This is a genomic window from Streptomyces zhihengii (genome assembly GCF_016919245.1).
Classification (GTDB): domain Bacteria; phylum Actinomycetota; class Actinomycetes; order Streptomycetales; family Streptomycetaceae; genus Streptomyces; species Streptomyces zhihengii.
The window spans coordinates 3,736,783-3,757,461 of sequence record NZ_JAFEJA010000001.1 but is presented as its reverse complement, the minus strand read 5'-3'; the positions used below and the strand labels follow the sequence as shown (position 1 = coordinate 3,757,461).

Sequence of the window (20,679 nt, the reverse complement as noted above, 5' to 3'; positions counted from 1 at the left end):
GCCCATCCGAGAGAACGAGGACCGGCCCCATGTCCATCCGTGTGATGCTCGTCGACGACCAGGTGCTGCTGCGCACCGGCTTCCGCATGGTGCTCGCCGCCCAGCCGGACATGGAGGTCGTCGCCGAGGCCGGTGACGGCGCCGAGGCGATCGAGAACCTGCGCTCCACCGCCGTGGACGTGGTGCTGATGGACGTGCGCATGCCGAGGCTGGACGGTGTGGAGGCGACCCGGCGCATCTGCGCCGCCCCGAACCCGCCCAAGGTGCTGATCCTGACCACCTTCGACCTCGACGAGTACGCCTTCTCCGGGCTCAAGGCCGGGGCCAGCGGCTTCATGCTCAAGGACGTGCCGCCCGGCGAACTGCTCGGCGCCATCCGCTCCGTGCACAGCGGCGACGCGGTGGTCGCGCCGTCGACCACCCGCCGGCTGCTGGACCGCTTCTCCCCGATGCTCCCCAGCTCCGGCAAGGAGCCGCAGCACAAGGAGCTGGAGCGGCTCACCGAGCGGGAGCGCGAGGTGATGCTGCTCGTCGCGCAGGGGCTCTCCAACGGCGAGATCGCCGCCCGGCTGGTGCTGTCCGAGGCGACGGTGAAGACCCATGTGGGCCGCATCCTCACCAAGCTGGCCCTGCGCGACCGGGTCCAGGTGGTGGTCCTCGCCTACGAGACCGGGCTGGTCCGCGCGGGCGGCGGCGGTCGCTGAGGCCCCGGCCGTGCTGCTGTGGATCAACGGCCCCTTCGGCGGGGGCAAGACGCAGACCGCCCACGAACTGCTGCGCCGGCTGCCCGGCAGCGTCGTCTGCGACCCCGAGCACGTCGGCTTCGGACTCCACCGCATGACCCCGCCGGCCCTGCGCGGCGACTTCCAGGACCTGCCCGCCTGGCGGCAGGGCGTCCACGACGTCCTCGATCTCGCCCTGCGGAGGCACGAGGGCGTGGTGATCGCCCCGATGACGCTCGTCGAGCCGGCGTACTTCGAGGAGATCGTGGTGCGGCTGCGCGAGGAGGGCGGGCACGACGTGCGCCACTTCGCGCTGCTCGCCGACCGGGAGACGGTGCTGCGGCGGCTGCGGGAGCGGGGCCTCGGGCGGGGGCTCAGGCGCGAGAGCTTCGCCGTGCACCGGCTCGACCACTGCCTGGAGCGCCTCGCCGACCCGCTGTTCGCGGAGCACATCCGCACCGACGGGACCCCCGTCCCCGAGGTGGCCGACCGGATCGCGCGCTCCGCCGGGCTGCGGCCGCTGCCGAACACCGACGGCCCGCTCCGGCACCGGCTGCGCAGGGCGTGGACGGGCATCCGGCACATCCGCTTCGACTGACCCGCGCCTCGCGCCCCGCGCCCGGCGTTCCGCGTTCCGTAATCCGTCAGCGTCCGGCGCATCGGCCTCGACGGCCTGGCCCGCGCCCCGCGCCCGGCCCCGCCCCGCTCAGCGCAGCACGGTCTCCAGGAAGTCGCTGCCGAGCCGGGCGACCAGGGTCACGTCGAGCTGGTGGAGCACGTACCGGCCCCGCCGGCGGGTCGTGACCAGTCCGGCCCGCTTGAGCACGGACAGATGGCGGGAGACCTCCGGGGCGGTGATCCCGTAGGTGTCGGCCAGTTCGCTGGTGGTGTGCGCGGCGCGGGCGAGATGACGGCACAGCCGCATCCGCATCGGGTGCGCCAGCGCCTCCATCCGCAGCGTCAGCAGCTCCACCGGGGAGGCGCCCGGCAGCTCGGGGGAGCCGACCGGGTAGTGGATCACCGGGCGCCAGCCCGGGGCGTGCAGGATCAGCAGATGGGGCCAGCCGAAGCTGGTCGGGATGAGGGTGAGGCCCGCGCCGACCGCCGGGTCGATCGCGGTCGTCCTGCCCACCGCCAGCTTGTCGGCGCTGATCCGGGTGCGGTCCCCGTCCACGGAGAGCGCGGGGGACACCGCCCGCAGCGTCTCGTCGAGGCCCTTGTGGCGCAGCAGCTCCGTCTTGTGCCGGGCGTCGGCGGCCAGCCGCGGCGAGACCCGGCGCCAGGTGTCGGCGAAGAACGCCTCGTCGCAGTCCTCGAACAGGCGGCGTATCCACGTCCGTACGGCCGCGGGGTCGTCCAGCAGCCGCCGGGTGAAGTCGAGCTGGCGCGGGCCGCGGCCGGCGGCGAGCTCCAGGGAGCGCTCGCGCCGGGCGGGGTCGCTCAGCGGGGAGGGGCCGCCCGTCGAGTAGCAGCTCACACAGGTGAACTCCAGCGCGGCGGAGACGAAGCGCTCGTCGTCGAGACGGTCGAGCAGGTCGAGTTCGTCGGCGAGGGTCTCCCCGGTGCCGCCCCCGCCGCCGGTGAGCCCGGCGAAGGGCATGAAGACGTCCGAGAACGTCGTGCGCCACAGGAACTCCGCCTCGTGGAGCCGGTCGGCGAGATCGGGCTGCAGGCCCGCCGCGGTGGCCGTGGCCCAGCCGTGCAGGCCCGGGTGGTGCCCCGGCTCGGCCAGGGCGTGCAGACAGACGCCCAGCTCGGCGAGGGGGGAGGTGCCGAAGACGACGCCCTCCGCGGGCAGCCCGGTGATGTCGATGCTCACGCTCACGTCCCCATGGTGCGCGACGGCCGGGGCGCGGTGCCGCGGACGTCCGGAACGTCACATCGCGCCCGCGGGGTCCGTCAGCCGCAGGACGACGAGCGCGATGTCGTCCACCACCCCGGTGTCCGGGACGAGGTCGGCCAGCAGCGAGTCGGCGATGGTGCCCGGATCGGCGGTGTGGTGGCGGCCGATGGCCTCGGCGAGCCGGTCGATGCCGGTGTAGATGTCCTCGCCGCGCCGCTCGATCAGCCCGTCGGTGTACAGCACGAGCGCGGAACCCTCCTCGAAGCCGCAGCAGGCCTGGGGTCTCGGGACGTGCTCGGGGCGGGCGCCGAGCGGGGGGTCGGTGGCCCCGTCGAGGAAGGTGACCGTCCCGTCGGGCCGGCACACGGCGGGCGGCGGGTGCCCGGCGCTGCTGTAGGTGAGGGTGTGCTCCTTCCAGTCGATGAAGACGGAGACGGCGGTGGTCGACTCCGCCCCGTCGACGAACCGGGCGTACAGCCCGAGCACCTCCAGCGCCTGGGCCGGTCCCGCCGCCACCCGGGAGGCGGCGGACAGGGCGCTGCGGAGCTGGCCCATGACACCGGCGGCGAGGAGCCCGTGGCCGACGACGTCGCCGACGGCGACGGCGGTGCGGTTCAGTTCCGGCAGGTCGACGAGGTCGTACCAGTCGCCGCACACGTTCAGCGCCCCGGTGGCGGGCCGGTAGCAGACCGCCCGCCGGTGCCGGTCCAGCGGCTGGGGCGGCAGCATCGAGTCCTGGAGCCGGAGGGCGATCTCGTGGTCCCGGGCGTGGGCGCGGCGCAGCCGCTCGTTGGCGGCCTGGAGCTCGCGGGCGCGCGAGTAGAGCTCGGCCTCCAGCACCCGGGTGCGGTCGACGTCGGCCGCGCCGCGGGCGCGCATCAGCCTCGTCACGTCCTCCACCCGGTGCAGCAGCAGGGCGACGGAGCCGTCCGGGCCGGTCACGGGGACGTTCACCGGGCTCCACCAGCGCTCCTCCCAGGTCCCCGGCCGCTTCGGGTCCTCCACGTCGTACCGCTGGAGCGCCATGCTGTCGCGCTCCCCGGTCTCGATCACCCGGCGCAGCGAGGCGGAGAGGTTGCGCACGCCGTCGGCCGACGGGTCGCCGGGGTTGTCGGGGAACACGTCGAACAGATAGCGGCCGACGACCTGCTCACGGGTGCGCCCCGAGATGGCCAGGAACGCCTCGTTGACGTCCGCGTACACGAGGTCGGTGGTCATCAGCGCGACCGCGCCCGGCAGTGTCTGGAACACGGCCCGGTAGTCGATCGAGGGTTCGTTCACCTTCCACCTCCGCGCGCCGGCGCGTCCCGCGCGACCGCCCGGGCTCCGCCGCCGTCCGGCACCGGCGGGCCGTCTGCCGCCTCCGGACACCAGGCCCTTCGTCCAGTCTCACCCACGGGGCCCCACCGCGCGCCCGACCGGCGGCCCGAAGCCACCCGCCCCTCCGGTCGCGCCCCCCGCGGCGCCTACCCCAGCCGCCGCACGAACTCCTCCACCCCCGCCACCACGTCCGCCGCCGACCAGGCGAGCCCCTCCGCCGCGACCGTCACCTCGGTGAGGGCGACCCCCGGCGGGCACCCCTCCGCGAACCAGCGGCGGAACAGCGTCGTCCGGGTCTCCTCGGACTGGGCCAGGGCCGCCTCGTTCAGCGCCTCCGCCGAGTACGGCAGCCACACCTGGAACTGGTGGGTGTGCGGCACCGGCGGGTTGATGCGGTGCCAGGGCACCCCGGCCCGCCGCAGCCCCTCGTCGAGGGCCGCGGCCACCACCTTCGCGTGCGCCACGTACTCCGGCAGCCGCGGCAGCTCGCGCTCCAGGCCGATCAGCCCCGACAGCACGGCCGGGTACTGCTGGAAGAGCTGCCCGCCGTAGCGGTGCCGCCACGCCCGCGCCTCGTCGGCGAGGGAGGCCGGGCCCGCCAGCACCGCGCCCGACAGCCCGCCGAGCGACTTGTAGAACGACACGTACACGCTGTCCGCGAGCCCGGCGATCTCCGCCAGGGGGCGGCCGAAGTGCGGCACGCACTCCCACAGCCGCGCGCCGTCGAAGTGCACCACCGCGTCCCGCTCGCGCGCCGCGTCCACCACGTCGACCAGCTCGTCCCACTCCGGCAGCACGAAACCGGCGTCGCGCAGCGGCAGCTCCAGCATCAGCGTGGCGAACGGCTCGTCGCACTCGCGCACCTCCTCGGCGGTCGGCAGCCGGGGCGCCGTCGTCGGATGGACCGTGCGCAACCCGCTGACCACGGAGAACGCGGACCGTTCGTGCACCTCCGGATGGGACTGCGGGTGGAGGGCCACGGTGCCACCGCCGGTGCGCCCCGCCCAGGCGCGCAGCGCGACCTGCTGCGCCATGGTCCCGGTGGGGAACCAGACGGCGGCGGGGAAGCCGAGCAGCGCCGCGGTGCGCCGCTCCAGTTCGGCCACCACGCCGTCGCCGTAGACGTCCGCCGGCTCGTCGAGGTCGTACACGCCGGGGGCGCCCGCCGTCAGCGCGGCGAGGCCCTCGGCGAGGCTCCGCTCGGCGGAACCGCGCCACAGCACGCGTTCCGACGCCCGCCACGCGGCCAGCCGCCGGCGCTTGCCGTCGTCGTCGGGGCCGGCGCCCTCGCCGTCGCCGCCCGACCCGGACGGCCCGCCGGACGGCGCCCCGGCCCCGCCGCCGGGCCCCGCCGTCCCGCCACCGCCGGCCCCTGCTGCGCCGTCGCCACCGGCCCCCGCCGCCCCGTCGCCACCGGCTTCGGCGGCGACATCGGTGCTCACATCCGTGCTCGTATCCGTACGCGTATCCGTCACGGTCCGATCATCGCCCACAGCCTGTGGACAACTTCGGGGGCGTCACCCGCGCTGGCGTAGCATCGTGACGAGAAATCGTCCGGTACCCCCCGCGGACTGGAACGGAAGGCACCGCCGCGTGAACGCCACACCACCACAGGAACCGCTCGACGCGCGGGACCGCCCTGCCCGCCTGACCGTGGGCGTGGTCGGAGCCGGGCGGGTCGGCCCCGCCCTGGCCGCCTCGCTCCGCCTCGCCGGCCACCGCCCGGTCGCGGTCTCCGGCGTCTCCGACGCCTCCCGGCGCCGGGCCGCCGCCCTGCTGCCCTCGGTGCCGCTGGTCCCGCCGGCCGAGGTCATGGCCAGGGCCGAGCTGGTCCTGCTCACCGTCCCCGACGACGCGCTGCCCGGTCTCGTCGAGGGCCTCGTCGAGACGGGGTCCGTGCGCCCCGGCATGCTGCTGGTGCACACCTCCGGCCGGTTCGGCGCCGATGTGCTCGCCCCCGCGACCCGCGCCGGCGCCCTGCCGCTCGCCCTGCACCCGGCGATGACCTTCACCGGCACCGCGGTCGACGTGCAGCGGCTCGCCGGCTGCTCCTTCGGCGTGACCGCGCCCGAGGAGCTGCGGCTCGCCGCCGAGGCGCTCGTCATCGAGATGGGCGGCGAGCCGGAGTGGATCGAGGAGGCCGCCCGCCCGCTCTACCACGCGGCCCTCGCCCTGGGGGCGAACCACCTGGTCACCCTGGTCGCCCAGTCCATGGAGCTGCTGCGCACCGCCGGTGTCGCCGCCCCGGACCGGATGCTCGGCCCGCTCCTCGGCGCCGCCCTCGACAACGCGCTCCGCTCCGGTGACGCGGCGCTGACCGGCCCGGTCGCCCGGGGCGACGCGGGCACCGTCGCGGCGCACGTCGCCGAGCTGCGCCGGCACGCCCCGGCCGCGGTCGCCGGCTACCTCGCCATGGCCCGGACGACGGCCGACCGCGCCCTCGCCAACGGCATGCTCAAGCCCGAGCTCGCCGAAGACCTGCTGGGTGTCCTCGCGGAGGGGGACCTGCGATGAGCCGTAGCCGTACGACCACGCGCGACCTGGAGCTCGTGCCCACCCGCGAAGCCCTCCGCGCCCTGCTCGCGACCCGCCGCACCGGCGCCGGCCGCACCGCCGTCGTGATGACCATGGGCGCGCTCCACGACGGCCACGCCGAGCTGGTCGCGGCCGCCCGCCGGCACGTGGGCGACGAGGGGTTCGTCGTCGTCACCGTCTTCGTCAACCCGCTCCAGTTCGGCGCGGGCGAGGACCTCGACCGCTATCCGCGCACCCTCGACGCCGACCTGGCGACGGCCGCCGGAGCGGGCGCGGACGCCGTCTTCGCCCCGTCCGTCGACGAGGTCTACCCGGGCGGCTCCCCGCAGGTGCGGATCACGGCGGGCCCCATGGGCGAGGTGCTGGAGGGCCGGACCAGGCCCGGCCACTTCGACGGCATGCTCACCGTCGTCGCCAAGCTGCTCCACCTCACCTCGCCCGACGTGGCGCTGTTCGGGCAGAAGGACGCCCAGCAGCTCGCCCTCATCCGGCGCATGGTGCGCGATCTGAACTTCCCGGTGGAGATCGTCGGGGTGCCCACCGTCCGCGAGGAGAGCGGCCTGGCCCGGTCCAGCCGCAACCAGTACCTCTCGCCCGCCGAGCGGGGCACCGCCCTCGCGCTGTCCCGGGCGCTCTTCGCCGCCCGGGACCGGCTCGCCGCCCAGCAGGCGCTGCACGCCCGCGCCGAGGCGGTCCCGGCCGCCCCCGCCCGTGCCGCCGCGCTGTCCGCGATGGGCGAGGCGCGGGCCGCGGCCGACGCCCACGCGGTCGCCCAGGCCGGGCCGCCGGTCGGCGCCGACGCCGTGCGCGCCGCGGCCGCCGCCGTGCTGGACGAGGCCGCCCTGTCCGCGCCGCCCCTGCTGCTGGACTACCTGGCGCTCGTCGACCCGGCCACCTTCACCGAGGTCGCCGACGACCACACCGGGGACGCGGTCCTCGCGGTCGCCGCGAAGGTCGGGGCCACCCGCCTGATCGACAACATCCCCCTCACGTTCGGAGCCCCGCAGTGACCGGAATACGGCCCGAGGCCGGCACCCGGCTGGCCGCCCCCGCCCCCGGGTGGGCCATCGAGGCCGATGTGGCCGTGGTCGGCTCCGGCGTGGCCGGGCTCACCGCCGCACTGCGCTGCGCGGCCGCCGGCCTGCGCACGGTCGTGGTCACCAAGGCCCGCCTCGACGACGGCTCCACCCGCTGGGCGCAGGGCGGCATCGCCGCCGCGCTCGGCGAGGGCGACACCCCCGGGCAGCACCTCGACGACACCCTGGTGGCCGGCGCCGGCCTCTGCGACGAGGAGGCCGTGCGCACCCTGGTCACCGAGGGCCCCGACGCGGTGCGCCGGCTGATCGCCACGGGCGCGCGCTTCGACACGGACCCGGAGTCCGGCGCGATAGAGCTGACCCGCGAGGGCGGCCACCACCGGCGCCGCATCGCGCACGCCGGCGGCGACGCCACCGGCGCCGAGATCTCCCGGGCCCTGGTCGACGCCGTCCGCGGCCAGGGCCTGCGCACCATCGAGAACGCCCTGGTCCTCGACCTCCTCACGGACGGCGAGGGCCGCACCGCGGGCATCACCCTGCACGTCATGGACGAGGGCGAGCACGACGGCGTCGGCGCCGTCCACGCCCCGGCCGTGGTGCTCGCCACCGGCGGCATGGGCCAGGTCTACTCGGCCACCACCAACCCCGCCGTCTCCACCGGCGACGGCGTGGCGCTCGCGCTGCGCGCCGGGGCCGAGGTCTCCGACCTGGAGTTCGTGCAGTTCCACCCCACCGTCCTGTTCCTCGGCGCGGACAGCGAGGGCCAGCAGCCGCTGGTCTCCGAGGCCGTGCGCGGGGAGGGCGCCCACCTCGTCGACGCCGACGGCGTCCGCTTCATGACCGGGCAGCACGAGCTGGCCGAGCTCGCCCCCCGCGACATCGTCGCCAAGGGCATCATGCGCCGGATGCAGGAGCAGGGCGCCGAGCACATGTACCTGGACGCCCGCCACTTCGGCGCCCCGATGTGGGAGAGCCGCTTCCCCACGATCCTGGCCGCCTGCCGGGCCCACGGCATCGACCCGGTGACCGAGCCGGTCCCGGTGGCCCCCGCGGCGCACTACGCCTCCGGCGGGGTGCGGACGGATCTGCACGGCCGCACCACCGTCCCCGGCCTGTACGCCTGCGGCGAGGTCGCCTGCACCGGCGTCCACGGCGCCAACCGGCTGGCCTCCAACTCGCTGCTGGAGGGCCTGGTCTTCGCCGAGCGGATCGCCGAGGACATCACCGCGCACGGCCCGCACCGCGAGGGCGTGCCCGCGGTGCCCGGCCCCGCCCCGCAGCCGCCCCGCCCGCTGGCCGCACCGGGTACCCGCGCGGAGATCCAGCGGATCATGAGCGGATACGCCGGAGTGCTCCGCTCCGGGCCGAGCCTGCACAAGGCGGCCGACGCCCTGGCGGCCCTGCACGCGGCCACTTCCGCCTCCGCCGCCTCCGCCGCGGGCCCCGTGGCCGAGCCGTGCACCGGGTCCTGGGAGACGACGAACCTCCTCGACGTCGCCCGCGCCCTGGTGGCCGCCGCCCTGGAGCGCGAGGAGACCCGCGGCTGCCACTGGCGCGAGGACCGGCCCGACCGCGACGACGACCACTGGCGGCGTCACCTCGTCGTCCGCCTCTCCGCGGGGGAGCCGGACGTCCGCCCCACCGCCGGTGAGGCCTTTCCCCCCGTAACGCCCAACGCCCCCAGGGAGCCGCAACCGTGACCACGCCCGAAGAACGTCCGGAGCCCGTGGACGTACCGCTGATCCAGATCGGCGCACCCGCAGCGGACGGGGCGGGCTGCGGCGACGGCTGCGGCTGCGCCGACGAGACGTACGAGAGCGGTCTCGACCCCGCGCTCGCCGAACTCCTCGCCGCCGCCGGGCTCGACCCGGTCCAGGTCGAGGACATCGCCCATCTCGCCATCGAGGAGGACCTCGACGGCGGGGTGGACGTCACCAGCGCGGCGACGGTCCCCCAGGACGCCGTCGCGACCGGCGACTTCACCGCCCGCGAGGCCGGCACGGTGGCCGGTCTGCGGGTCGCCGAGGCGATCCTGTCGATCGTGTGCACCACCGACTTCGAGGTGGAGCGGCACGTCGAGGACGGCGACCGGGTGGAGGCCGGGCAGAAGCTGCTCTCCGTCACCGCCGGCACCCGTGACCTGCTCACCGGCGAGCGCAGCGCGCTCAACCTGCTGTGCCGGCTGTCCGGCATCGCGACGGCGACCCGCGCCTGGGCCGACGCCCTGGAGGGCACCGGCGCGCGGGTGCGCGACACCCGCAAGACCACGCCCGGCCTGCGCGCCCTGGAGAAGTACGCGGTGCGCTGCGGCGGGGGCGTCAACCACCGGATGTCGCTGTCCGACGCGGCCCTCGTGAAGGACAACCACGTGGTGGCGGCGGGCGGTGTCGCGGAGGCGTTCAAGGCCGTCCGCGACCGCTTCCCCGGGCTGCCCGTCGAGGTCGAGGTGGACACCCTGCACCAGGCCCGCGAGGCCCTGGACGCGGGCGCCGACCTGATCCTGCTGGACAACTTCACCCCGGCGGAGACGGAGGAGGCCGTCGCCCTCAACGCCGGCCGCGCGATCCTGGAGTCCTCCGGCCGCCTCACCCTGGAGAACGCCGCGGCCTACGCGCGCACGGGCGTCGACTTCCTCGCCGTCGGCGGGCTCACCCACTCCTCGCCGATCCTCGACATCGGTCTCGACCTCCGCGAGGTCGACGCCTGATGCTCCTCACCATCGACGTCGGCAACACCCACACCGTCCTGGGTCTCTTCGACGGCGAGGAGATCGTCGAGCACTGGCGCATCTCGACCGACTCGCGGCGCACCGCCGACGAACTCGCCGTCCTCCTCCAGGGCCTGATGGGCATGCACCCGCTGCTCGGCGAGGAACTGGGCGACGGCATCGAGGGCATCGCGATCTGCTCGACGGTCCCGTCGGTGCTGCACGAACTGCGCGAGGTCACCCGCCGCTACTACGGCGACGTGCCGGCGGTCCTGGTCGAGCCCGGCATCAAGACCGGTGTGCCGATCCTGATGGACAACCCGAAGGAGGTCGGCGCCGACCGCATCATCAACGCGGTCGCGGCGGTCGAGCTGTACGGGGGCCCCGCGATCGTCGTCGACTTCGGCACGGCGACGACCTTCGACGCCGTCAGCGCGCGCGGCGAGTACACGGGCGGGGTGATCGCCCCCGGCATCGAGATCTCCGTCGAGGCGCTCGGGGTGAAGGGTGCCCAGCTCCGCAAGATCGAGCTGGCCCGCCCGCGCAGCGTGATCGGCAAGAACACCGTGGAGGCCATGCAGGCCGGCATCGTCTACGGCTTCGCGGGCCAGGTCGACGGCGTGGTGGGCCGGATGAAGCGGGAGCTCGCCGAGGACCCGGAGGAGGTGACCGTGATCGCGACGGGCGGCCTGGCGCCGATGGTGCTCGGCGAGTCCTCCGCGATCGACGAGCACGAGCCCTGGCTGACGCTGATCGGCCTGCGCCTGGTCTACGAGCGCAACGTCGCCCGCAGGTGACGACCGCCCGCCGGAGCCGTCCCGCCCCGGCGGGCCGGGCCACCGCCTCCGGGTAGGAGGCTGCTCCCGCCGGGCCCGAGGAACACGGCACCGCCTCCGCCTTCCCGTACGCGGGGACGGTGCCGGACGGGCCTTCGCGCGCACGCAATTCCGCCCGCGGAAATGAAAACGCCCGCTTTCGTACCATTAAGTGGAATTTGGCCCTTCGGCTCGTATGGTCGGCGCATGCCCACGCCATACGGACCCCACGGCGGAATGGCCTTCGGCGCGGACGAGCTGCGTGTGCTCCGACGCGCCCTCGCCACCGCCCTCCATCCCGTCCCCCTCGCCGACGAGGACGTCCGGGAATGCCTGCGTCTGGCCGACTCCGTCGACGAGGCCGTCCGCGAGGCCGGACGCCTGCGCGCCTTCCTCGTCTCCGATCTCGCCCGCTACCGCGCCGCCCTGCCCGGCTCGGCCTCCGGCTATCTGGAGCTCCTCCAGGAGGCCCTGGCGGCCGGCTACGAGCCCGTCAGGGACGATCTCGCGGCCCTGCGGGCACTCGGCGGCAACCCGGTGGCCGCGGCCGTGCTGCGGCGCTGCCTGGGGATCGCGGAGCGGTCGGTGCGGGCCAGGCTCGCCCGGAGCGCCGTGCGCGTCCCCGCACCGGCGCCCGCGCCGGAGCACCGGCCCGCCGGAACGCCCCGCCGCGCCCGGCTGCTCGCGCTCCCCGGCGGCCGGGGAGCCGACGACCCGAAGGGCAGGCCGCAGCCGCGGCCGAGGCCGCCGGCTCCCGAGGAGAAGCCGGTGCCGAAGCCCTCCGAGGTGTTCCCGCCACGCCGGAAGCCGGTGCCCCCGCCGGAGCACCGCGCCGTCGGATAGCTACTCTGGACGGCATGGACTACGTTTCCGCGCTCGTTCCCCCCGTGGTGATGGCCGCCTTCTTCATCGGCCTGGTCGTGACGATCGTCAAGAGCCAGGGCGGCCCGAACAAGGCCAAGGAGGACGCGGCCGTCGACGCCGCGCTGAGCCGGGCCGAGTCGGCCCGGCAGCCCGGCCCCGACGCCTGAGACGCCGTCCCGGCGCATCGAGGACGTACGACAGTTCCCTGTCGTACGTCCTTTTTGTTACGTCAATAGCTCTTCGTGACGGTTTCTCCTACTAGGGTGGCAATGTGCCCCGTCAATTGGGAGAGCTCGAAGACGCCGTCATGACCCGGGTCTGGCAATGGAACCGGCCGGTCACCGTCAGGGAAGTCCTGGAAGACCTCCAGCAGGAACGGTCCATCGCCTACACCACCGTCATGACGGTAATGGACAATCTCCATCAGAAGGGCTGGGTGCGCCGGGAAGTGGACGGCCGCGCCTATCGGTATACGGCGGTCTCCACCCGTGCCGCCTACTCGGCCGCACTGATGAACGAAGCCTGGTCCCAGAGCGACAACCCGGCCGCCGCGCTTGTCGCCTTCTTCGGCATGATGTCGCCCGAGCAGCGCGAGTCGCTGCAAGCCGCGATGCGCATCGTGCAGGGCGACGAGGGTGGCGACGGACCGGGTGCGGCGGGGCGATAGCGTCGCGCCATGCCTTATGCCGCAGCAAATGCCGTCACCGTCCGGCGGGCCAGGACCAGCGATGTCCCCGATGTGCGCCGACTCGTCGATCCGTACGTGAGTGAAGGCATCCTGCTCGACAAAGCGACCGTCACGCTTTACGAAGCCATCCAGGAGTTCTGGGTGGCGGAACGCGACGAGGACGCCAGGGTCGTCGGCTGCGGCGCACTGCATGTGATGTGGGAAGACCTCGCCGAAGTGCGCACCCTCGCGGTGGACCCGCAGTTCCTCGGCCACGGCATCGGTCACCAGGTGCTCGGCAAGCTGCTCCAGACCGCGCGGTGGCTCGGCGTGCGCCGGGTTTTCTGCCTCACCTTCGAAGTCGACTTCTTCCAGAAGCACGGCTTCACCGAGATCGGGGAGTCCCAGACTCCGGTCGACACCGATGTCTACGCGGAGCTGCTGCGTTCCTATGACGAGGGAGTCGCGGAGTTCCTCGGTCTCGAACGGGTGAAGCCGAACACGTTGGGCAACAGCCGCATGCTTCTGCACCTGTGACGGCGGCCGGCCCGTCCGCGGAAGCCCGGATCCCTATGTCCGAATCGCGCACGTTTCCCGTCTTCTCGAGGATCTGAACCTCTGCCAAGGGTTTGTGTTTTCCAGAGAAAAGCGGTTTCCTTTCCGCGTAACTGCATTTTCGATGAAAGGAAATCCGGTGGCACAGAAGGTTCAGGTCCTTCTTGTCGACGACCTCGACGGCGGCGAGGCGGACGAGACGGTGACGTTCGCTCTGGACGGCAAGACCTACGAGATCGACCTCACCACCGCCAATGCCGACAAGCTCCGGAGCCTGCTCGAGCCGTACGCGAAGAGCGGCCGGCGTACCGGTGGCCGTGCCGCGACCGGCCGCGGCAAGGGCCGCGCTGCCGCGGGCGGCAACAAGGACACGGCGGAGATCCGCGCGTGGGCCAAGGCCAACGGCTACGAGGTCAACGACCGCGGTCGCGTCCCCGCGTCCGTCCGCGAGGCCTACGAGAAGGCCAACGGCTGACGCTCGCCCCGTCCGGCACGCGCGCACCCGGTGCGCAGCAGCCGGAGCCGGTGGCACTCCGTCGCCGCGGCGGCCACCAGCCGTACGAGATCGGGGGCATCCCCACTGCCCCCGAGTCCGGCGAGCACGGGCAGTTCCGCGCCCCGCCCCCGCCCGGGCGGGCGCAGCCAGCGGGCGGCCCCCCGGGGGACGGGACCCGTCCGGCCGGGGGGCGCCGGGGCGGTCGTCCGCCCGCCGGCCCCGGTGGCCGTGAGGTCCAGGGCCACGCCGCCCCAGTCCAGCCAGTCGAGCAGCCCCGGCAGTTCCTCGGCGCTCCCCGCCGCGACCAGCAGCCGCATCCTGCCGCCCTGGAGCGCGACGGGCCCGGCGGCCGCCCGGCGCAGCAGCGCCGCGCCGGCCGCCGCCGGCATCTCCAGCACGTCGAAGTGGATCCCCGTCGCCAGTGCCACGGGTGAGCCCTCGGCGACCGTCCAGCCGAGCACCGTGCGGTACCAGTGCCCGACGCCGTCGTCGCCGGGCGGGCGGGGATGCGGGAGCGACGGGATCGTGGAGGCCATACCCGGGGAACTTCCCCGGACCCCCGTCGGTTACGAAAGGTGTGCGGTCCGTCGCACACGGTGCCGGAACGGGGGCGCCACGGGCGCGCGGCACGGCGCAAGGTTGTTCGCCCGTAGCTGAGGGGACGGGTGTGCGCCGCATGGACTGTCAGTGATGACGGGTAAGACATTCCTAGTGGGGAGGGGCGACACGCTCGCAGGGCCGTCTCACGTTCGCCATCGGCGTACTGGCGACAGGGGTAACTGCCTGGCCTGCGGGAACATCGTCTCGCACCATCGGGTTGGAGCAGTTGTCGGCGTTCAGGGGTCAGGAGGCCACAGACGGGTGTCGGCAGTTGGAATGAGCGGTCCCCGCTTGCGGGACTAAGCTGCGGAAGGACAGGGAGGGGACCGACCCCTTACTGCCTGACCGCTCTGAGGAGCGATTAACGATGTTCGAGAGGTTCACCGACCGCGCGCGGCGGGTTGTCGTCCTGGCTCAGGAAGAAGCCCGGATGCTCAACCACAACTACATCGGCACCGAGCACATCCTCCTGGGCCTTATCCACGAGGGTGAGGGTGTCGCCGCTAAGGCCCTGGAGAGCCTCGGGATTTCGCTCGAGGCGGTCCGCCAGCAGGTGGAGGAGATCATCGGCCAGGGCCAGCAGGCCCCGTCCGGGCACATCCCCTTCACGCCCCGTGCCAAGAAGGTCCTGGAGCTGTCGCTCCGCGAGGCTCTTCAGCTGGGCCACAACTACATCGGCACCGAGCACATCCTGCTCGGCCTGATCCGCGAGGGCGAGGGCGTCGCGGCCCAGGTCCTCGTGAAGCTGGGCGCCGATCTCAACCGGGTGCGGCAGCAGGTCATCCAGCTGCTCTCCGGATACCAGGGCAAGGAGGCCGCCACGGCAGGCGGCCCGGCCGAGGGCACGCCCTCGACCTCCCTCGTCCTCGACCAGTTCGGCCGGAACCTCACCCAGGCCGCTCGTGAGTCCAAGCTCGACCCGGTCATCGGGCGCGAGAAGGAGATCGAGCGGGTCATGCAGGTGCTGTCCCGCCGCACCAAGAACAACCCCGTGCTCATCGGCGAGCCCGGCGTCGGCAAGACGGCGGTCGTCGAGGGCCTGGCGCAGGCCATCGTCAAGGGCGAGGTGCCCGAGACCCTCAAGGACAAGCACCTCTACACCCTCGACCTCGGCGCGCTGGTGGCCGGCTCCCGGTACCGCGGTGACTTCGAGGAGCGCCTGAAGAAGGTCCTCAAGGAGATCCGCACCCGCGGCGACATCATCCTGTTCATCGACGAGCTCCACACCCTGGTGGGTGCGGGCGCCGCCGAGGGCGCGATCGACGCCGCCTCGATCCTGAAGCCGATGCTGGCCCGCGGTGAGCTCCAGACCATCGGTGCCACCACGCTCGACGAGTACCGCAAGCACCTGGAGAAGGACGCCGCGCTGGAGCGCCGCTTCCAGCCCATCCAGGTCGCGGAGCCGTCGCTGCCGCACACCATCGAGATCCTCAAGGGTCTGCGCGACCGGTACGAGGCCCACCACCGGGTCTCGATCACCGACGAGGCGCTGGTCCAGGCCGCCACCCTGGCCGACCGGTACATCTCGGACCGCTTCCTGCCGGACAAGGCGATCGACCTGATCGACGAGGCCGGCTCCCGGATGCGCATCCGCCGGATGACCGCGCCGCCGGACCTGCGCGAGTTCGACGAGAAGATCGCCGGTGTGCGCCGCGACAAGGAGTCCGCGATCGACTCCCAGGACTTCGAGAAGGCAGCCTCCCTGCGCGACAAGGAGAAGCAGCTGCTGGCGGCGAAGGCCAAGCGGGAGAAGGAGTGGAAGGCCGGCGACATGGACGTCGTCGCCGAGGTCGACGGCGAGCTGATCGCCGAGGTCCTCGCGACCGCCACCGGCATCCCGGTCTTCAAGCTGACCGAGGAGGAGTCCTCGCGTCTGCTGCGCATGGAGGACGAGCTCCACAAGCGCGTCATCGGGCAGAAGGACGCCATCAAGGCCCTCTCGCAGGCGATCCGCCGTACGCGAGCCGGTCTGAAGGACCCGAAGCGCCCCGGTGGCTCGTTCATCTTCGCCGGTCCGTCCGGTGTCGGTAAGACCGAGCTCTCCAAGACGCTCGCCGAATTCCTCTTCGGCGACGAGGACGCGCTGATCTCCCTCGACATGTCGGAGTTCAGCGAGAAGCACACGGTTTCCCGTCTCTTCGGTTCCCCGCCCGGATACGTGGGTTACGAAGAGGGCGGCCAGCTCACCGAGAAGGTGCGCCGGAAGCCGTTCTCCGTCGTCCTCTTCGACGAGGTCGAGAAGGCCCACCCCGATATCTTCAATTCCCTTCTGCAGATCCTGGAGGACGGTCGCCTGACCGACTCCCAGGGCCGCGTCGTGGACTTCAAGAACACGGTCATCATCATGACGACCAACCTCGGGACCCGGGACATCTCCAAGGGCTTCAACCTGGGCTTCGCCGCCCAGGGCGACGTCAAGACGGGCTACGAGCGGATGAAGGCGAAGGTCAACGAAGAGCTGAAGCAGCACTTCCGGCCCGAGTTCCTCAACCGTGTCGACGACACCGTCGTCTTCCACCAGCTCACCGAGGACGACATCATCCAGATCGTCGACCTCATGATCGCCAAGGTGGACGAGCGGCTGAAGGACCGGGACATGGGCCTCGAGCTCAGCTCCACGGCCAAGTCGCTGCTCGCCAAGAAGGGCTACGACCCCGTGCTGGGCGCCCGGCCGCTGCGCCGGACGATCCAGCGCGAGATCGAGGACATCCTGTCGGAGAAGATCCTCTTCGGCGAGCTGCGCCCCGGTCACATCGTGGTCGTCGACACCGAGGGCGAGGGTGAGGAGAAGAAGTTCACCTTCCGCGGCGAGGAGAAGTCCGCGCTGCCGGACGTCCCGCCGATCGAGCAGGCGGCCGGCGGCACCGGTCCGAACCTGTCGAAGGACGCGTGACGAGGGCCCCTCGGGGCGCCTGACACGGGGCCGGGCCCCGGATCCGAGAGGATCCGGGGCCCGGCCCTTCTTCATGCCCCGCCTCTGCCGCCGGAGAGCCGGCGGGCGGGGGGATCAGCAGCGGCCCGGCCGGTGCCAGGAGCACTCGAGCGCGGCGTCGGGCTCCGCCGTCCGGGCCCGTGAGGGGGAGGCCCCCCGGACGGTGCCGCCGGCCGTGTCCGAGGAGGCCAGGGTGACCACGACGGCGTCCTCGACGCTCTTCACCGAGGAGGCCAGGTAGTTGTTGAGGACCACGCTGTAGACCAGCTCCCGACCGGCCGCGTCGGTGACGTACCCCGACAGCGCCGAGGCTCCGGTGAGCGAGCCGGTCTTGGCCCGGGCGTTGAGCGCCGCGGGTGTCGAGCACATCCGGGAGCGCAGCGTGCCGCCGACGGCCCGGTCGGGGGCGCAGGCCACCGGCAGGGCGTCGTACCACGCGGCGTACCAGGGCTCCCCGCGTGCCGAGAGCAGCAGGGTGGTCAGCGCCTCGGCGGGGAAGAGGTTCATCCGGGAGAGCCCCGAGCCGTCCGCCTGGCGCACGCCCCGGATGTCCACGCCGCGTCCTTCCAGGTCCGTGCGGACGGCGGCCAGACCGGCGTCCCAGGTCCCCGCCCCCGAGACGGTGCGGCCGATGGTCTTGGTGAGGGCCTCGGCGTGCATGTTGTTCGACAGCTTCATGAAGGGGTGCATCAGCTCGGTGAGCGGCATGGACCGGTGGGCGGCCACCACCCGGGCGCCGGGGGGCGCGGCGCGGACGGGCCGGGGCCCGTCCGGCACCCGGACGCCGTGGGCGCGGAGCGCGTCGGCGAACACCGAGGTGGCGTAGGCGGTCGGGTCGTGGACGGCGATCCACTCCTTGACGGTGGCGGCCCCGGCGGGGATGCCGCCGCCGACCGTGACCGTCTCGGTGCCGTGCCGGCGTTCGACGGCGAGGTCGGCGGGCGCGTCCTTCGCCACGGTGGTCGCGCCCACGTCGAGGCGCACATGGCTGTTCGGCGGGGTCAGCCGCACCGACGGGCGGTCGCCGGGGCGGGCGCCGGGGGTCACCTCGACCACGACCGTGCCGGAGTCGTAGTCGGTGTCGGGGGCCAGGGTGAGCGCAGAGATGGGCGCCGAGTAGTACGCGGACTCGTCGTCGGCGGCCCATGAGCGGCCGAGGCGGACGCTGTCGAAGGCCGTGTCGTCGGCCACCAGCCGGCCGGTGATCCGCCGGATGCCGGTCGCGGCGACGTCGGCGGCGAGCCGGTCGTAGTCGGCCGCGAGGGTCGTGGGGTCGCCGGAGCCGCGCAGATGGAGATCGCCCACCAGCGTGGAGCCGTGGCGGCGCCCGCTCGTCAGGACGTCGGTGGTCCAGCGGTGGCCGGGGCCGAGCAGGGCCATGGCGGCGACCGAGGTGGCGAGCTTGGTGTTGGAGGCGGGCATCAGCCGGTCGCCGGCGTCGCGCCGGTAGAGGCGCTCCCCGGTCGCGGCGTCGGCGACGACGACGCTCACGGCTCCGCCGTCGAGGCGTGGGTCGCCGAGGATCGTGTCGATCGCGCCCTTGAGGCCGGTGTCGGAGGGCCCGGCGCCCGCGGGGGAGCTCCAGGTGAGCGTGCAGGCGAGTGCCGCGGCGAGGGCCGGGATCCAGCCGCGTCGGCGCAGTGCGGTGAGGCGGGGCTCGGGATTCACGGGTCTGCTCATGGCACCGGAGCATCCCGTAAGCGGGGGTCCTCCGGAAGAACGCCTCGATCCGGGGGTGTCGTGTGGCCCCGGTCACCCCCAAATGCCGCATTCGGGGCGGTTCTTGGGTGGCGCGCGGAGGGCTTCCGGGGTGGCCCCGGTCACCTTTGCGGGCCCCCGGAGGCCCCTCGCCCGTGACAAGGCGCACAGGGCAAAACGGACCTACTAGACGGAATAGTGCGGTGCCGCGGGGGTCGGGCGGGGCCGGTGGGCCGCTGCGCGGCGGGACCTTCGGCCCTCCGGCGGCGCGATGCCCGCCGTCGGGGGCCGAATCCCCGGTGGCCGGGCCCGGACGTGGGCGTAAACCGGATCGAACGGACAAATGGCGGCGTTCTCGGCGGCCGGGGGCCGGGTGTCCGGTGAAGGCGTCAAGAGGCTGATTCCCGGAGCCTCGGCTACGACGCGATGTCGTAGATGGGGTATTTGAGGCGACTTGGGTGGGCGGGTTACCAATGTGGAGCCAGCCCGGCGAGCACGCCGGGTCCATTCATGCCCGGAGGTTCTCCCGTATGTCGAAGCGCGCCATGATCCACCGTTTCCGTCCGTCCGTCCTGCGCACCCGTGGGGCCGTCGTGGCCGCCGGAATGGGCGCCGTGATGGTCGTCGGAGCCGGTGCGGGTGTCGCCTCCGCGGACGCGGGCAAGGCGGTCAAGCCGGCCGCCGTGGACGCGGCCTCCGCCGTCGCGGCCCAGGCCGACGCCCAGGCCGCCGCGGCGAAGAAGTCGATCGCCACCAAGGCGTCCGCGAAGAAGAAGGCCGCCAAGAAGGCGTCCTCGTGGGTCAAGCCGGTCAGCAAGTACACGCTGACCGCGAGCTTCGCCCAGGGCGGCTCGATGTGGTCGCACAAGCACTCCGGCCAGGACTTCGCCGTGCCGGTCGGCACCCCGGTGAAGGCCGCGCACGCCGGCACCGTCGTCAAGGCGGGCCCGAACGGCGGCGGCGACGGCCCCGCGTACGGCAACGCCATCGTGATCAAGCACGCCAACGGCAAGTACTCGCAGTACGCGCACCTGTCGAAGATCGACGTCGGCGTCGGCTCGAAGGTCAAGACCGGCCAGCTCATAGCCAAGTCCGGCAACACCGGCAACTCGTCCGGCCCGCACCTGCACTTCGAGATCCGCACCACCCCGAACTACGGCTCGGCGCTCAACCCGGCCAACTACCTGCGTGCCGTCGGCGTCACCATCTGACGAGCGGCACCCGCGCGCCCCGCAGGGGGCGAGTGATCAGCCCTGGCCGTGATGTGCCTGGGCGATCAGACCGAGGGCGACCTCGAGGACGGCTTCACGCTTCTCCTCGGGGGCGCCCTTCACGTCTTTCAGGGCGAACATCGACGCGTGCAGCGTGAAGAGCGCGGAGATGCAGCGGACCCGGTCCACCATGGCCGCGTCGTCCTCCTGGAAGAGGGCCAGCATCGTGATCATGCGGTCCTTGAAGCTCTCCCCGATGCTCAGCTCGCGCATCGTCGCCTGGTTCTCCTGCATGAAGCGGAACAGCGGCGCCGCCGCGTTCAGGGCGTCGTAGTAGCGCCGCAGCACCTCCGTCTTCGTCTCCAGGGTGCGCGGCTGCTCGCGTCCCCAGGCCAGCAGCTCGTCCATCGGGCGGGTGAGGTCCCGGAAGAGGCTGATCACGATGTCTTCCTTGGTCCTGAAGTGGTAGTAGAGCGCGGCCTTGGTGACACCGAGGGCCTCGGCGATCTCGCGCAGCGAGGTCTTCTCGTATCCCTGTTCGGCGAAGAGCTCCAGAGCCACGTCCTGGATGCGCTGCCGGGTGTCGCCCCGGCGCGGCTGCCGTGTGGTGCCCATGGTGCTGTCTCCGCTCCGCTTTTACTTACTTGACGCCCGGCTAGTCGGGGGTCTACCTTCCC

The 20,679-nt window shown here is 73.2% G+C and carries 20 protein-coding genes; 14 read left to right on the top strand and 6 right to left on the bottom strand.

Features of this window, described 5'->3' with window-relative positions:
- The first annotated feature begins 29 nt into the window (after nt 1–29).
- Together JE024_RS15740 and JE024_RS15735 are read left to right on the top strand one after the other, a co-directional pair.
- Nucleotides 30–704 carry a response regulator transcription factor gene (locus tag JE024_RS15740; RefSeq protein ID WP_205374190.1) on the top strand — a complete coding sequence of 225 codons (675 nt, stop codon included), beginning with the start codon at nt 30–32 and terminating at the stop codon, nt 702–704.
- A gap of 10 nt (nt 705–714) precedes the next feature.
- A complete protein-coding gene (locus JE024_RS15735; protein ID WP_205374189.1) occupies nt 715–1,320 on the top strand; it encodes an AAA family ATPase in 606 nt (201 codons plus the stop codon).
- A 108-nt stretch (nt 1,321–1,428) separates the two neighbouring features.
- On the opposite strand, the gene JE024_RS15730 is transcribed toward JE024_RS15735, so the two are convergent.
- The 3 genes from JE024_RS15730 to JE024_RS15720 form a co-directional block, all read right to left on the bottom strand.
- The gene (locus JE024_RS15730; RefSeq protein ID WP_205376559.1) at nt 1,429–2,541 is read right to left on the bottom strand and encodes a DUF5937 family protein; all 1,113 of its coding nucleotides are present in this window, start codon (nt 2,539–2,541) and stop codon (nt 1,429–1,431) included.
- A 57-nt stretch (nt 2,542–2,598) separates the two neighbouring features.
- The gene (locus JE024_RS15725; RefSeq protein ID WP_205374188.1) at nt 2,599–3,846 is read right to left on the bottom strand and encodes a PP2C family protein-serine/threonine phosphatase; all 1,248 of its coding nucleotides are present in this window, start codon (nt 3,844–3,846) and stop codon (nt 2,599–2,601) included.
- A 185-nt stretch (nt 3,847–4,031) separates the two neighbouring features.
- On the bottom strand, nt 4,032–5,135 hold the full coding sequence (locus tag JE024_RS15720; RefSeq protein ID WP_244883180.1) for a threonine aldolase family protein: 1,104 nt from the start codon (nt 5,133–5,135) through the stop codon (nt 4,032–4,034).
- A gap of 343 nt (nt 5,136–5,478) precedes the next feature.
- Between JE024_RS15720 and JE024_RS15715 the strand changes: the two genes are divergently transcribed.
- From JE024_RS15715 to JE024_RS15670, 10 genes are all read left to right on the top strand, one after another.
- Nucleotides 5,479–6,399 (top strand): Rossmann-like and DUF2520 domain-containing protein, encoded by a 921-nt coding sequence (locus JE024_RS15715; RefSeq protein WP_205374186.1) that lies wholly within the window; start codon nt 5,479–5,481, stop codon nt 6,397–6,399.
- Complete coding sequence (gene panC / locus JE024_RS15710) at nt 6,396–7,430, top strand: pantoate--beta-alanine ligase (RefSeq protein WP_205374185.1); 1,035 nt, start codon at nt 6,396–6,398, stop codon at nt 7,428–7,430. The genes JE024_RS15715 and panC overlap by 4 nt, the downstream gene beginning before the upstream one ends.
- Nucleotides 7,427–9,157 carry an L-aspartate oxidase gene (locus JE024_RS15705; protein ID WP_244882877.1) on the top strand — a complete coding sequence of 577 codons (1,731 nt, stop codon included), beginning with the start codon at nt 7,427–7,429 and terminating at the stop codon, nt 9,155–9,157. Before panC ends, JE024_RS15705 begins: the two co-directional genes overlap by 4 nt.
- The gene (gene nadC, locus JE024_RS15700; protein ID WP_205374184.1) at nt 9,154–10,164 is read left to right on the top strand and encodes a carboxylating nicotinate-nucleotide diphosphorylase; all 1,011 of its coding nucleotides are present in this window, start codon (nt 9,154–9,156) and stop codon (nt 10,162–10,164) included. The genes JE024_RS15705 and nadC overlap by 4 nt, the downstream gene beginning before the upstream one ends.
- Nucleotides 10,164–10,961, top strand: a complete 798-nt coding sequence (locus tag JE024_RS15695; RefSeq protein ID WP_205374183.1) for a type III pantothenate kinase — start codon at nt 10,164–10,166, stop codon at nt 10,959–10,961. Before nadC ends, JE024_RS15695 begins: the two co-directional genes overlap by 1 nt.
- Before the next feature lie 255 nt (nt 10,962–11,216).
- The gene (locus tag JE024_RS15690) at nt 11,217–11,822 is read left to right on the top strand and encodes a hypothetical protein (protein ID WP_205376557.1); all 606 of its coding nucleotides are present in this window, start codon (nt 11,217–11,219) and stop codon (nt 11,820–11,822) included.
- Between the two features lie 14 nt (nt 11,823–11,836).
- On the top strand, nt 11,837–12,010 hold the full coding sequence (locus JE024_RS15685; protein WP_187283167.1) for a hypothetical protein: 174 nt from the start codon (nt 11,837–11,839) through the stop codon (nt 12,008–12,010).
- A 104-nt stretch (nt 12,011–12,114) separates the two neighbouring features.
- Nucleotides 12,115–12,510 (top strand): BlaI/MecI/CopY family transcriptional regulator, encoded by a 396-nt coding sequence (locus tag JE024_RS15680; RefSeq protein ID WP_205374182.1) that lies wholly within the window; start codon nt 12,115–12,117, stop codon nt 12,508–12,510.
- A 9-nt stretch (nt 12,511–12,519) separates the two neighbouring features.
- On the top strand, nt 12,520–13,047 hold the full coding sequence (locus JE024_RS15675; protein ID WP_205374181.1) for an amino-acid N-acetyltransferase: 528 nt from the start codon (nt 12,520–12,522) through the stop codon (nt 13,045–13,047).
- Between the two features lie 157 nt (nt 13,048–13,204).
- Nucleotides 13,205–13,540, top strand: coding sequence for a histone-like nucleoid-structuring protein Lsr2 (locus JE024_RS15670; protein ID WP_205374180.1), 336 nt, complete (start codon nt 13,205–13,207; stop codon nt 13,538–13,540).
- On the opposite strand, the gene JE024_RS15665 is transcribed toward JE024_RS15670, so the two are convergent.
- A complete protein-coding gene (locus JE024_RS15665) occupies nt 13,519–14,097 on the bottom strand; it encodes an SCO3374 family protein (RefSeq protein WP_205374179.1) in 579 nt (192 codons plus the stop codon). The two genes, JE024_RS15670 and JE024_RS15665, sit on opposite strands and share 22 nt — an antisense overlap.
- A gap of 431 nt (nt 14,098–14,528) precedes the next feature.
- Here JE024_RS15665 and JE024_RS15660 point away from each other — a divergent pair, with 431 nt between their 5' ends.
- The gene (locus JE024_RS15660; protein ID WP_205374178.1) at nt 14,529–17,054 is read left to right on the top strand and encodes an ATP-dependent Clp protease ATP-binding subunit; all 2,526 of its coding nucleotides are present in this window, start codon (nt 14,529–14,531) and stop codon (nt 17,052–17,054) included.
- A 114-nt stretch (nt 17,055–17,168) separates the two neighbouring features.
- Here the strand turns inward: JE024_RS15660 and dacB are convergent, their stop codons facing one another.
- Nucleotides 17,169–18,773, bottom strand: a complete 1,605-nt coding sequence (gene dacB, locus JE024_RS15655; protein ID WP_205374177.1) for a D-alanyl-D-alanine carboxypeptidase/D-alanyl-D-alanine endopeptidase — start codon at nt 18,771–18,773, stop codon at nt 17,169–17,171.
- Between the two features lie 548 nt (nt 18,774–19,321).
- Between dacB and JE024_RS15650 the strand changes: the two genes are divergently transcribed.
- Nucleotides 19,322–20,002 (top strand): M23 family metallopeptidase, encoded by a 681-nt coding sequence (locus tag JE024_RS15650; RefSeq protein WP_205374176.1) that lies wholly within the window; start codon nt 19,322–19,324, stop codon nt 20,000–20,002.
- 36 nt (nt 20,003–20,038) lie between these two features.
- On the opposite strand, the gene JE024_RS15645 is transcribed toward JE024_RS15650, so the two are convergent.
- Nucleotides 20,039–20,617 (bottom strand): TetR/AcrR family transcriptional regulator, encoded by a 579-nt coding sequence (locus tag JE024_RS15645; protein ID WP_205374175.1) that lies wholly within the window; start codon nt 20,615–20,617, stop codon nt 20,039–20,041.
- Nucleotides 20,618–20,679 lie beyond the last annotated feature (62 nt).